This window comes from Legionella maceachernii (assembly GCF_900167045.1).
GTDB lineage: Bacteria > Pseudomonadota > Gammaproteobacteria > Legionellales > Legionellaceae > Tatlockia > Tatlockia maceachernii.
Genome location: NZ_FUXJ01000002.1, coordinates 343,454 through 355,981 on the forward strand (window position 1 = coordinate 343,454; position 12,528 = coordinate 355,981).

Genomic DNA, 12,528 nt, shown 5'->3' on the forward strand with positions numbered 1-12,528 from the left:
GTTTTATGCAAAAATCCCAGTTGATAAAGCATGTAGATGCTTACTTTCAGGATTCACAATACTTACTGCCGCTACAGCTGGCAAGCTAAGATAATGCTCTGCTTCTTCCCACTCAACTTCAGCGGGGAATAAGCGCAATGTGGGCAAACAGCGATTAAGAGAAGCACAGAAGGCTAAATTAGCCGGATATGGTCTTGCTTGATGATACCCCAGCGCCATTACTTGCATGGCTTCAGAGATTGTGGCAATACCTGGAAGATGATTAATGGAATAGATAGAAGCAGTTTGTGCGATCGCAGGCAAAAAGCCAGGGCTTGAGACAAAATGAACGCCTGCATGATAACATTCTTCTAATTGTTGAGTGTTGGTAATATTGCCAGCTCCAACGCGTAGTCCTGGAAAATCTTGAATGATTTTTTTCAAAAGACTTTGTTCACTGCAATTAATTTCAACAATGGAAAATCCTGCCTGGGCAATCTGCTTAAGCCTATCGAATAATAAAGCATCTACATCTAAAGTTACGATAATTGATTGATTTCCAAACAGTTTATCACTCATCATGGTTCGTTCGCTTTGCAAGCAATTAATTCGTCCATGTTAGAAGAGTTGCGGCTGCTTATCAAGTGTTAAGTGCATTGTATTTGAGAAAATAGTAAGGAACTTGTTATTTCGAATAGCAGGCGTATGCATCCTGAGCGAAGCGGAGTGAATCTCTTCTTAACCCAGATCTTCGTTTAAGCCAGCATGAGAAACAAGTGCCTCTATTTTTCAGCCCAAGAGAAAAAATTGAAAGAGAAGATCGGTTATCACTAGACGTGTCGGAAAAGGAGGTGAGCCAATATTGCGCGGGTAGGGCAGTTGCAAATTCCACGTCCTGTGATCAATACATCCTTGTATTGTTTCCGTTTAAGGACATCCATGCCCCGAAATTTGCAACTTCCATGGTTATAGTATGACTTAATTCAGGTTGTCCGTCATTAAGACATGTTTGGTAAATGTTGTAAGAAATGTCTTACAAAAATTCATGGCACACGTTTGGAGTACAAAAGCTCTGCTCAGCATACATCATGCACTGCGGGGAATGGCTTTGGACTTATTCAAGCTCAATTTTGTTATATTTCAGAATAGCTTTTACTAGGCTTATTCAGATAACTTAAATTAAAGTCCTTAACTTCGGCGTTTTGGTGTTTGAGGATGTTTGGGAATAGTATATATTGGATCATTGAGTCTTCTATTCTTTTCACTTCCCCCCGAAATGTTGTGTAAATCATCATCTTTGACATCTTCTATTGGTGATTTTTTGGAAGAGTTTGAAGAAGGCTTTTTCATGATTGTTGTCCTGTAATAAAGAAAGTATGTATTAAATATAGTCTAATTTTTAGTAAAGCATTGAATCCTCAAAATGTTACGATTCTTGCAGAAATGAAATCGGGCATAATGATGATCTCGACTATTTACGTCATTTCTTTGCCTATCTACTAGGGTTTGAAACGCGTTTGTTACCGCAGGAGTTACTCCCTGCGTGTTTTTGGGAACTTATAAAAATCTATCTTATTGAGGTTAATATTCTGGTTAATTTATTAAAGTTAATAATTTATTGATTAAATAACTAAATTAACTCCAGCAAAGATAATTTATGAGAAATAATTTTGCAAATGAATTAATTTTGTTAGCTAGAGTCAGCGGGTAATCCCCCATTTTTACTGAAGCAAAAAGTAGAGGATTAGGCAACTAGTGCCAATTTTTGCCTTGGAGGAATCCCTCCAATAGCAGTATTTGAACGTTCATTGTTGTACGTCCATAACCATTGTGGCGCATGAAGTTCTACCTCAGCAATACTTTCTGGCTTAACCAATCATACCTAACCGTGCGGTTACAGCGTTCAATATAGGCATTTTGTTGTGAGTTTCCTGGTTGAATAAAAACTAACTGTATCTGATTTTTATCAGCCCATTGTTCCAGCAACTTACTGATATATTCAGGGCCATTGGCACAACGTATCTGTCGAGCCCTACCACGCCAATCGATGATCTAATTAAGAGTTCGTACAACGCGCTCTGCAAGGATAAGTCTACCTCGATAGCAGGCCTTCGCGGTTGAAGTCGTCAAGCAATGAGAGCAGACCGTAAAGACACATAGAACATGGGTTCAAATTTTGAATAAGGATAACTATCAGGGTTGGGAAATCTGCTATTTCAACATCATTTCTTTAGCTTTTCTAAACCCTGCAGATAAGGGATTATGTCTCTCAGGGGGGGTGAATTATTTTTTTACGCTATAAATTGTTTAAACAGCGAGGCAGTGTATTGAATAATTTTGGAATCAAACCTCTCTTTGTGACAATACCAAGATAGTTTTATTTTTTCTGAAAAATCGCTTACGTTTAACCTGATTAATTCATCATCAAAATATTGTTTGGGTAATGCGCTCCAACCTATACCTAACCGAACAAGCTTTTTTAATGCCTCAAAAGAATACAATTCATGCTCCAATAAAAACGGTAATTCTAGTTTGGAAAATCGCCTTTCCAATCTATCACGAATTGAGAAACCAGGTGGTGTAAGAACACAGGGAAAATTTGCCAAGTCTTTTAAACTAACTTCCTTTTCCTTCGCTAAAATATGCTGTGGTGAAATCACAATAAAAATATCTTCCTCATCGATCACGGTGCACTTTATCGAACTCTCGATTTCCATATCTTCTGTTGTCATAGCCACATCAATAAAACCATTAAGGAGAAAAGTATACAGATCCTGTTTGGCGATCTGTTTTATACGAAGATGAGGATAACCCGTTTTTGCTTTTGTTAAAAACTCCATAAAAAAGGGGATAAAGCCTACAGAAGGATATAGTGTTGTGCCTAATAAAATTTCAATTTTTGAGAAGTCCGGATTCATTAAGTCTGCAACTGCATTATTCAATGTATTGATTAATTGTCTGGCATAAGGAACAAGTAATTTTGCTTCATGGGTTGGAAAAAGCAAATTCCCCCTGATTTCAAATAACTTGGCACCCATCTCATGTTCCAGATTACCAATTCTTTTGCTAATTGCTGATTGGCTAACAAATAATCGTTTTGCTGCTATTGAATAAGAGCGATATTCATAAACCATTAGAAATGATTTTAATTCATTATTAGTCATTGTGAATTATCCTATTAGGCACATGATATTCAATCCTAATTTAGTAAAGTTTTCAAGCCTTTTTAAATTCAGAAGCGATATGCTCGCCCATCGATTCCGTCACGAAAGTCTGGTTGTATTGGGCGTTAACTCATGAATCTTTTTTTCGGCAGAATCAATGCGCTGGTTAGTGATATCAGCACTTAAAAACCGATATCGATTATCTTCCAATTTTGGCGTTGTATTTTCTTTTATAAGGCTGGTGTCAATTTGTTGATTAATTGATGGATAAATAGTTGTTACTTTTTTGAGTATCTCATCGTTTGCCGGATGTAATAAAGCGCCCAAGACGATACCTGGATTAGCACAAGTTCCTCGTTGAAGTTCATTGTTTAGAGCTTGTTGGGGCTCAAGGTTTATAAATTGCTGACTGATCCATACTGATGCACTCTGATCAGCAGGGTAAGGAAAGGTAGCTGCTATTTTTTGTATTAATTGTCCATTAAAGGTAATAAATTCTTTTTTAAATTCGGACAACACTTTTTCTAAAAGTGCTGCATCATTGATTTTGTAGGCACAAGCAATAGCCTGCTCTGCAACGGTTAAGTAAATTGGCTGGCCGGAAAAAGGCGCGGTATAAGGTAAGGTATTAAAGACTTGGCCCCAGACATGTTTACCTTGTGCTAATGCATTTAAAATAATCGATTTATTAGGATCAGGCTGGGCAAGTTCCTTCTTTATCAGTTCTTGATAAATCCAGACTTTTAGTTCTCTGCCTGCAGCACTATCGGGGAAAGTATCTGCTATCCTTTGAATTGCCTTTTCATCTAACACTGACCTTAATTTACTAAAGAGGGCTTGAATCTGCTGCGAGGGTATCCAGGCTCTCTTTGAGAAAGTATAGGCAGCAAGATGCTCCCCAAGGGTTAGTGAGCTAGAAGGATAAGGGGTTTGCAAATTAAAACCGAGTTGCAAGAAACTCTCCAAAAGAATATTGGGATTCGCGCAGTAGCTTTGTTGAAGTTCATTCACTAAGGCTTGTTGCGGATCAAGTTTTAGCAATTGCTGGGTGATCCACTGGCTGGCTTGTGAATGATGGGGATAGGCAAAAGTGTCTGCTATTTTTTGAATTGTTTGAGCAGTAAGAGGGTTATTTTCTTTTTTTAATTGAGAAAATATGTTTTGGAACATGGCAGAATTATTATTGGCATAAGCCACTGCAATCGCCTGTTCTATGGTGGTTAAATAAACCGATCGTCCATAAATATCGCTCATAGGAAATAGTATATTTTTATTGGTTAATAAATGAGTAAAAGCATCCGGCGCGTAAAGGAATGCCATGTAAAAACCCATCGTTTGCTTTGGTGTTTTTTCACATAATGCTGAGGTTAAGTTTTTTTTGAGCTCTAAATCTTCGGCTGACTCATCATGAGGAAGTTGGGCCATTAACCGAGTGAGCGCATCAGGAGCATATCTGGCCATCAGATGCAAACCAGTCCATCCACCAGTGCATTTTTGTTGGAGGGCCTTTGCAAAACTTGCTTTTAGCTGCTTATTTTCAGGGGCGTGTTTCTCATCCAAATACGTCACTAACTCAGCTAGTGCGTGAGGGGAATATTTGGCAAGTACCTTGAATGTTTGAGGAGAAAAATGATTCATATAGCGAGACCCCATTTCTTTACTGAGCGGTGGCATTGGTAAAGAACTAATTTGTTGGTATATAGATATTTTTTCAATGGCGATTTCAGGCCCTAAAATCCTGAATAGTTCTTGAGTAGCTTCAGTTTTATTTGAAAAATATCGTAAATACTTAAATATTGGTTGAGAGTCATCGCGCTTATAATTCGGTTCATAAACAAACCATCTGTCGCCATGGGCTCCCACACGAATGGTATGGTTAGAAGAATGTACTAAATGTATGACTTGTGGATCATTATCCAATACAGCCTCCACTTCGTCTGAACGCAATGATCCAACAGCAGCGATTTGCCTACTTTTAATGGTTAACAAGTTGCCATTGGGATCCAATATCTCAAATAAATTTTTACCAGTAGCCACAGGATTTAAGATAGTCAGCTGATCAGAATCTTGGGTGAAGAAAGGTGTTGCTAGTCCTATTTGGTGATAAACAAGATAATTAACAGCGCGCTCAAAAAGATCACCCAAAGTTAGCTTTTGTAATTCGTCTTTATTTTTCTTAGGTAAATCAGTAAGATTTATACGATAAAAATCTGCTCTGGCTGAAATTTTTTGTTGAAGTGCATCTGGCGTTCCATCCCAAGTTTCAAGCAGTTCTAAAACGTATTCCCACCAATATAATTGATTAGTAGTATCCATTGCTGCATGAATAAGGGTAAAACCAAAACACTGACCCTTATTTTCAAGGTCAGCAACGATAGTTTGTAACTCATAAGGAACTGGTTGGCCTTGCTTCGTAAAATGTTCTGCATAACAAAAAGAGAGGTATTTAGATAAATTTTTTGCAATATTAACTTGATGAGGCATAGGAGATGATCGGTTTAAATGAAAAGTAACCTCATTATAGTGTGGGCAAAATTTATACATCATTAAGCGAGATAGAAACTTTGGAATAACGAGAAAAACTAATAATCCAGACTGCGTACGGATTTCTCTTGCAAAACCGCTGTCAGGAGGCGGTTAAAGAGCTGTCTACTCCTGCGTACTCATCTAAGAGGGAAATTAGTTGATTTGCAGTACGCTCGTTTAAGTTTGAGAAGATCACCAAAAATAGAGCAGTTATCTTAACTACGTGTAATACCCCCCAATTAAACCGGACCACAAAATTACCTCAAAGCAGTTTTTAAACAATGTCTGGGAAACATCCTTTAAGCCCTTTATGAGGAGCATTTTCATTGTAATTGTGAAACCATTGAGGAAGTTGTCGCATCAAAAATCATAAGCGTTGAGGGCATTGAACATAATCGTAGGTTTTGAGCCCTAAAATGTCTGCTGAATTTGCAGATAAATTGGGGTATTCCAGAAAGCAATTTGTACGACTCTGTTTGCAAGTTATTCTCGATAGAGACGGTTCATTATTAACTGTTGAAGTTGAAAATGCGACATAAAAATTGTGGTTTTGAATAATTGTTAACTATTTCATTAAGTTGTTTATTTAATCTCTAATTCAGTAAAGCAGCAACTGCTTTGTAATTTCAGAATTAATTACAAATTTCAAACTATTTGTAATTATAATTCACAAATTAAATTTTGATAATTGAATATCTTTGGGAATTTCGGACATGATCTAAACTTGTGTTAATACCATCACATCAGATAGAATACGGTCGTTTTGAAAATAGGGACTTTTAAATGGAAATTATATACTTCAAATTTATAGTTGTAACTCATCAATTTCTTAAAAAACGCCAAATTACTACAAAAAATCATCCATTCGAATCCTTATTTAAGTGTAAATATTCTTGTTTGGAAAATTAATATATTCGTTTAAATAAAGCTTATAGAGCCCTATATGAAATAAGTAAAAATTGTGAATGGAAATATTGGCAAATATTAAATAAACATGACTACTAAAAAGTCAACTGGATTAATGGATTTTTTGGAATCGTTAGCGGCTAAAAAATTTGCTCTTGTGAGGTTTTCTTCTTGCGACTCGCCAGGGGGGCTAAGTAGAGTTTGTCCAAACTTAGTTATATCTCGTCAAGATTTGTGCGATATGGAACATAATCTTAGGTTTGTGAGCTCTAAAAACGGTGTGCACTGAATTTTATTGCAAATTAAGCTGTTGCAACAAAGGTTAACAGAAACAAATGGAAATATAAGGAGAGAAAATGCCAACAAAGCGAAGTATTACCAACTTAACTTTTCAAGGAGGTAGTGTTAAAGGGCCTGGCCACATTGGTGGATTAGAAAGTCTTAGTAAGAAAATCGATATGAAGAAAGTTCGTCGAGTGGCGGGGACTTCAGCAGGTTCGATTACTGCGTCTCCATCAAGGCTACGTTGGCTTTATTCTCATCAAAAATATGAAGTATTATTATTTAGGATGGAGTGATGTGGTTGCTGAATTTGCTCAGTTATACATTCAAAACGTAAAAAAATTACTTTGTAATGAGGTGAGAATCTATGACTTCAATAGAATTTATTAACCCTAAATCAAGACAATATTATAAGCTTAATAAATTATTATCGACTTTGCGCGGTTTTTTATTTTGGAAAAATAGTGAAGGGTACTACTTAGGCTGTAATGATAATTTCGCCGATTTTGTTAATTTAAATTCTAATCAAGATATTAAAAGAAAAACTGATTTATCTTTTCCATGGCGCAGTACTTATCAATTAGTTAGTAATCATGATCTATGTGTCCAGAGAAATAGAAAGGCATACTGCTTTATTGAATCTACCGGTCTTAATAACGATATACTACATGTTCTGTCTATAAAATCTCCATTAACAGCAATGGATGGAGCGCTTGTAGGTACTCTCGGTATAGCTCTTTCATTTCAAGAAAAATCGGTTAATGAATTTTTGCAAGAAATACTTAAAATTACTAGCATTCTAAATATATGTATAAAGCATGAACTAATGATTCGTCTCATTACTCAAATAATGCATCTAAATTCCGTGCAAAAAGGACTCAAACTAGAAAACCAATTTTTTGATTATGGACATGTTGTATGTAGTTATAGAGAAGCACAATGCTTGCATTATTTTTTAAACCACTATTCAGCTCAAAAAACCAGTGAAAAATTATTTATATCCCCAAAAACAGTGGAATTTCATTTGGCAAAAATTAAGGAAAAACTTAATTGTTATGATACTTATCAGATTACGCAACTCGCTGTTAATTATGGTTTTATTGATTTAATGTTTATGAGATTTTAGGGCTCGAAAAAATATTATATTAATGACAATGCGCTTGTCTATCTTTCATGCTAGCGAAAAATTGAGAGGGCACAGATCTTTTTTAAAAATTGAGTGAGGCTATTGGTTAAATAGTGTAAGCAACGGCTTCCCCGAGCTTGGATTTGGTGGCACGAGTGAGAACAATTTTTTAATCAGAGATGCATGGCATACGGATAGATGATTTCTCTTTTTGACTTCTGTAATCGTTTCAAGCTCGGCAAGTTATACTTGTAACCAAGGGGCTCTGCAACATACAGTTTGTGCGGTAAGATCTCTAGCTTTTGGTGATTTTTTAAACGATTGTTTTCCCCATTGGCTCATGCCTTCCTAAGAAAGGTATGAGGCTAAGCATTAGTTTTCTTGTGAAATCTCATAATACTATAAATCTAGTAAAACTCCCGGGTGAATTTATTTCTTCATTTTCATATCATCTCCAAAAATGAAGTTTAGATATTAATCATCAAGAGAAAAGTAATATGTTAAACCAACCAAATGAATATTTACTTCCATTTACTCAGATTGATGCTTTAATTACCCAAATGCTTCATGAGAAGTTAACGCGAGATACAAATGGATTTTTTAAACTAAATCGACCTCAAAAAATTGCCATAAAGCTTAACCCGAATCAAAGACTAGATAAACTTGAATATAGATGCGATGAAGTTGCTAGCAATGTGGGATTAATACAAGCAACCCATGCAGTAAGGATTAGTGACCTTGAGGAGCAAAATGGAATTACCCCGGGAACTATTAATGAAATGATATTGAGGACCTATCAAGAAGATTGCCCTAGTTTGTTAGAACAAAGAGCGAAAACGCAAGAACAGTCTAATAATGTCCAAATTTCGAATAATAATCCTCAAGCCAGTCAATCATCTTGGACTCAAAGCACTGCTTACCAAGATAATGGACGTTCTAAGGCCCAGAGCGGAGCTTATCAGTCTGAAAGAACCACACAAACCAGCGATGAAGGTTGCCCTCGCACTTCAAAGTTAATTTTTAGGGAATTTCGGACAGGATTTAAACTTGTGCTAATAACATCACATCAGATAGAATACGGTCGTTTTGAAAATAGGGACTTTTAAATGGAAATTATACACTTCAACTTTGAGTCCGTAACTCATCGATTTCTTAAAACATTAATCATTACAAGAAAAGTACTCCATTCGAATCCTTATTTAAGTGATAAATATTGTTGTTTGGGAATTAATTTATTTTCTTAACATTAGTACAAGGAAATAAAATGAGATATGCAATAGACTTGTTATTGAATGCTGTTGGTGTTACTTCAAGTAATTTTTTTGGTCAATCAAGAACGTCTATTTACACGCAAATACTGCGAGATTTAAATGAGTACGATACCATTTCGGAAGAAATTTTTGCGGAAAGAGAGCAAATAATTGCAGCAATAAAAAACGCTTTTGACGATCAAGACCAAGATGATCAAGATCAAAATGAAAAACCAAATGCCCGTTACCAATTTTTTCAAGAAAGTGCGATAACGTCTCAACAGCAACGCTTAATAGTTGAAGCTCAAAAATTTATGAAAGGGTTAACTGATTTAATTAATGGTTACCCTAGATTAAATGCTGCTAGAGCAAAGGCTGAACCGAATTACCTAAGTAATCATATAAAAGAGCTTATGGAGCACCATGCTAAAACCAAGCAAGTTGCAGAAATTTGCTTAGGATTTATGACAGAGCCTAGCAACGGGAATGCTAATTCTTTAAAGCTGACTTGTTAGGATTAACTTTTGTGAAAAACTGAGTTAAAAAGATTAGTTATTATACGAATTTAAAGGTATTTAAAATGACTTCCCATTTTACAGAAACAGAAATTGAGCGATTGAGGCTAGAGAAAGAGAACCTATTACAACCGATAAATTATTTTTTTAGGCAATTAAAAAGCCTTGACGAATTTGCGGACATTTGTAGCTCAATGTTGTCTTTGCAATGGGAATTATTTAAATCGGGTGCTTATGCTACTGTAGAAATTTTTAGGACTTTAAGAGAGACAGCTTCTTTATTGTGGGAATTTAACTTTTCGCTTGCTGGAGGAAAATTGTGTGAGGCAGGGAAGAATGCTTTAATAGCGCTTGAGAAATTTGCTTTAGCGTTGTCATTACTATTACTCCATACTATTAGATTGCTTACTATACTAGTTGCTACTTTTTTTCCTCATATCCTTATCCTTAGCCTGGTAATCACGGTTGCTTATTTCACTTTACCGCTTTTGGGAGTAAGTCAGATAGGCGCGTTAGTATTGGGTGCATTTATAGGATGTTGTGGAATTATTGCATTTAGTGTTGGAAGAGGAGAGGGTAAACTATATGCTGAAGCGGCAGGAAAATCAATAAAAAAAGAGTTTGATGAATACGATAAAATTTCAGAAGAAATCTTCGAAGAAAGGCGGCAAATAATTGAAGCAATAAAAAATGCTTGTTCGAATAGAAATGTGTCGTCAAATAATCAATGTCAATTTTTTCAAGTAAGAACTCCGAGTGGTAATAATCTCCGATTAAAAGCTGAAGCGGATGAGTTTTCTCAAGAGTTACATGAATTAGTTAACAATTATCCTAAATTTAAAGCGGATAGAGCTAGAACTGAGCGTGGTTACATAAGAAAGCTAACAAGAGAGCTTGAGCAGCACCATGCTAAAACAAAGGAAGCGGCTGAGTTTTTTTTAGGACAAATTCAAAATGTTCGTGATCGTAATTCTATGGCATATTCTAGCAATCTATGAATCCGTAATGTAGGAGTTTAAATAAATTCAATGAGCAGCAACAAGGAAGTAAAATGAGATATGTAATAGACTTGTTATTGAATGCTGTTGGTTTTCCTTCAAATAATTTTTTTAGTCAATCCAGAAAGCCTATTTTGAATCAGATGGAACAGGATTTAGATGAGTACGATACAGTTTCAGAAAAAATCTTTGAAGAAAGGCGGCAAATAATTGAAGCAATAAAAAATGCTTGTTCGAATAGAAATGTGTCGTCAAATAATCAATGTCAATTTTTTCAAGTAAGAACTCCGAGTGGTAATAATCTCCGATTAAAAGCTGAAGCGGATGAGTTTTCTCAAGAGTTACATGAATTAGTTAACAATTATCCTAAATTTAAAGCCGATAGAGCTAGAACTGAGCGTGGTTACATAAGGGAGCTAACAGGAGAGCTGGTGGAACACCATGCTAAAACAAAGCAAGTCGCTGAGTTTTTTTTAGAACAAATTCCTAATGTTCGAGATCATAATACTATGACACCTTCGCAGCAATCTGTGAATGTAGGAGTTTAAATATGTTGGGATTTATTCTTTCTTTACTCGCCGCAGGAGCAGGAGTAGCTGTGAGTATACTTTTAGGTGCTCCTATTTTAATAACTATTGGAGTGGGAGCAGGGATTTTCATAATAGGAGAAGCGCTTTACATTGTAGGGAAAAACGAAGCTAGGGCTGCGAGTGAGGAAGAAAGAGAGCGCATAATAGAATTACTTGCCAAGCAACAAGAAGCTAAAGTTGATATTAATTCCAGTGAACAATTGGATGAAAGGGAGAGAGTTTCTCGAGATATGCAAATGATACTAGCCACCCAAAATACGCATGCAGCAAGGATTAGTGACCTTGAGGAACAGCATGGAATTACCCGGGGAACTATTAATGAAATGATATTGAGGACCTATCAAGAAGATTGCCCTAGTTTATTAGAACAAAGAGCAAGAGAGAAAGAACAGTCTAACAATAATGTCCAAAGTTCGAATAATAATTCTCAATCCATTCAGACATCTTGGACTCAAAGCACTGTTTATCAAGATAATGGACGCTCTAAGACCCAGAGCGGAGCTTATCAGTCAGAAAGAACCACACAAACCAGCAGCGATACAAGATATCAATATGAAGGTCGTTCTCAATCTCAGGGCTCGAGTTATCAATATGACAGGTCTGATAAGGCCCAAAGTTCGGGTTATGAGTATAATTGGCGGACTCAGAGTACGAGATCTCGAGATGAAAAGGACTCTAACACTTCGAGCACAGGGTATCCATATGGAGGGCATTATCAGACCCAGGGTACGAGTTATCAATATAACAGGTTCGCTCAGCCTCAAGATTCGAATTATAGGTATGATTGGCGCTCTCCCACTCAGAGTACGACATATCCAGATGAGAAGGGTTCTAACTCTTCGAGCACAGGGTATCAATACAAAGGTAGTTCTCATAACCAAAGCAAGGGTTCCCAATATTCTGAACGAACAGGTGGCTCATCTTCTTTAACTAAATCTAAGGAAAAACAAGAGACTTCAAGTCAAGCTAGACTGGTAGCAGAGAAGGGTATTTTTTCGAATAATAATACAACGGAAACTTCAAATTCGAATCGGGAAGGAGCGAAGACAGTAGTCAGAAAAGAACGTAGAGCAGAAGCGTCTAAATCGCCTGTCTTTAATTAATTGTGATGATTTTAATCTATTGGAATATTAACTTATTAAATAAGAATTAATTACCTAACTAAATAAAAATTTGTAAGTAGGTTGGCTTA

Annotated in this window: 12 protein-coding genes and 1 pseudogene; 8 read left to right on the plus strand and 5 right to left on the minus strand. The window is 36.1% G+C overall.

The annotated features are described in order from the left end of the window. Positions 1-3: 3 nt before the first annotated feature. From B5D33_RS01515 to B5D33_RS01530, 5 genes and pseudogenes are all read right to left on the minus strand, one after another. The gene (locus B5D33_RS01515) at positions 4-561 is read right to left on the minus strand and encodes a beta/alpha barrel domain-containing protein (RefSeq protein WP_058452543.1); all 558 of its coding nucleotides are present in this window, start codon (positions 559-561) and stop codon (positions 4-6) included. 606 nt (positions 562-1,167) lie between these two features. After that, on the minus strand, positions 1,168-1,329 hold the full coding sequence (locus tag B5D33_RS16505) for a hypothetical protein (protein ID WP_156415011.1): 162 nt from the start codon (positions 1,327-1,329) through the stop codon (positions 1,168-1,170). Positions 1,330-1,723: 394 nt separating this feature from the next. Further along, positions 1,724-2,122, minus strand: a pseudogene (locus B5D33_RS16775) (integrase core domain-containing protein); the annotation flags it as partial. A 148-nt stretch (positions 2,123-2,270) separates the two neighbouring features. Beyond that, positions 2,271-3,143 carry a LysR family transcriptional regulator gene (locus tag B5D33_RS01525; protein WP_058452544.1) on the minus strand — a complete coding sequence of 291 codons (873 nt, stop codon included), beginning with the start codon at positions 3,141-3,143 and terminating at the stop codon, positions 2,271-2,273. A 99-nt stretch (positions 3,144-3,242) separates the two neighbouring features. Next, positions 3,243-5,627 (minus strand): hypothetical protein, encoded by a 2,385-nt coding sequence (locus B5D33_RS01530; RefSeq protein WP_058452545.1) that lies wholly within the window; start codon positions 5,625-5,627, stop codon positions 3,243-3,245. Between the two features lie 458 nt (positions 5,628-6,085). On the opposite strand from B5D33_RS01530, the gene B5D33_RS16935 reads away from it, so the two are divergent. The 8 genes from B5D33_RS16935 to B5D33_RS01565 all read left to right on the plus strand — a co-directional run bounded on the left by B5D33_RS16935 (position 6,086) and on the right by B5D33_RS01565 (position 12,439). Next, entirely contained in the window at positions 6,086-6,208 is a 123-nt protein-coding gene (locus B5D33_RS16935; RefSeq protein ID WP_267889319.1) for a hypothetical protein, read from the plus strand. A gap of 723 nt (positions 6,209-6,931) precedes the next feature. Further along, complete coding sequence (locus B5D33_RS01535) at positions 6,932-7,153, plus strand: patatin-like phospholipase family protein (RefSeq protein ID WP_058452546.1); 222 nt, start codon at positions 6,932-6,934, stop codon at positions 7,151-7,153. Positions 7,154-7,224: 71 nt separating this feature from the next. Next, complete coding sequence (locus tag B5D33_RS01540; protein ID WP_058452547.1) at positions 7,225-7,983, plus strand: helix-turn-helix transcriptional regulator; 759 nt, start codon at positions 7,225-7,227, stop codon at positions 7,981-7,983. 497 nt (positions 7,984-8,480) lie between these two features. Next, positions 8,481-9,089 carry a hypothetical protein gene (locus B5D33_RS01545; protein ID WP_058452548.1) on the plus strand — a complete coding sequence of 203 codons (609 nt, stop codon included), beginning with the start codon at positions 8,481-8,483 and terminating at the stop codon, positions 9,087-9,089. A 158-nt stretch (positions 9,090-9,247) separates the two neighbouring features. Then, positions 9,248-9,748, plus strand: a complete 501-nt coding sequence (locus tag B5D33_RS01550; RefSeq protein WP_058452549.1) for a hypothetical protein — start codon at positions 9,248-9,250, stop codon at positions 9,746-9,748. A 65-nt stretch (positions 9,749-9,813) separates the two neighbouring features. Next, positions 9,814-10,746 (plus strand): hypothetical protein, encoded by a 933-nt coding sequence (locus B5D33_RS01555; protein ID WP_078767289.1) that lies wholly within the window; start codon positions 9,814-9,816, stop codon positions 10,744-10,746. A 53-nt stretch (positions 10,747-10,799) separates the two neighbouring features. Continuing rightward, a complete protein-coding gene (locus B5D33_RS01560) occupies positions 10,800-11,294 on the plus strand; it encodes a hypothetical protein (RefSeq protein WP_078767290.1) in 495 nt (164 codons plus the stop codon). Positions 11,295-11,296: 2 nt separating this feature from the next. Further along, a complete protein-coding gene (locus tag B5D33_RS01565) occupies positions 11,297-12,439 on the plus strand; it encodes a hypothetical protein (protein ID WP_078767291.1) in 1,143 nt (380 codons plus the stop codon). The last annotated feature ends 89 nt before the right edge of the window (positions 12,440-12,528 follow it).

Coding starts and splice junctions, on each gene's coding strand:
- B5D33_RS01530 (WP_058452545.1), bottom strand. CDS start 5,627: ATGCCTCATCAAGTTAATATTGCAAAAAATTTATCTAAATACCTCTCT.
- B5D33_RS01560 (WP_078767290.1), top strand. CDS start 10,800: ATGAGATATGTAATAGACTTGTTATTGAATGCTGTTGGTTTTCCTTCA.
- B5D33_RS01545 (WP_058452548.1), top strand. CDS start 8,481: ATGTTAAACCAACCAAATGAATATTTACTTCCATTTACTCAGATTGAT.
- B5D33_RS01550 (WP_058452549.1), top strand. CDS start 9,248: ATGAGATATGCAATAGACTTGTTATTGAATGCTGTTGGTGTTACTTCA.
- B5D33_RS16935 (WP_267889319.1), top strand. CDS start 6,086: ATGTCTGCTGAATTTGCAGATAAATTGGGGTATTCCAGAAAGCAATTT.
- B5D33_RS01525 (WP_058452544.1), bottom strand. CDS start 3,143: ATGACTAATAATGAATTAAAATCATTTCTAATGGTTTATGAATATCGC.
- B5D33_RS01565 (WP_078767291.1), top strand. CDS start 11,297: ATGTTGGGATTTATTCTTTCTTTACTCGCCGCAGGAGCAGGAGTAGCT.
- B5D33_RS01515 (WP_058452543.1), bottom strand. CDS start 561: ATGATGAGTGATAAACTGTTTGGAAATCAATCAATTATCGTAACTTTA.
- B5D33_RS01540 (WP_058452547.1), top strand. CDS start 7,225: ATGACTTCAATAGAATTTATTAACCCTAAATCAAGACAATATTATAAG.
- B5D33_RS16505 (WP_156415011.1), bottom strand. CDS start 1,329: ATGAAAAAGCCTTCTTCAAACTCTTCCAAAAAATCACCAATAGAAGAT.
- B5D33_RS01535 (WP_058452546.1), top strand. CDS start 6,932: ATGCCAACAAAGCGAAGTATTACCAACTTAACTTTTCAAGGAGGTAGT.
- B5D33_RS01555 (WP_078767289.1), top strand. CDS start 9,814: ATGACTTCCCATTTTACAGAAACAGAAATTGAGCGATTGAGGCTAGAG.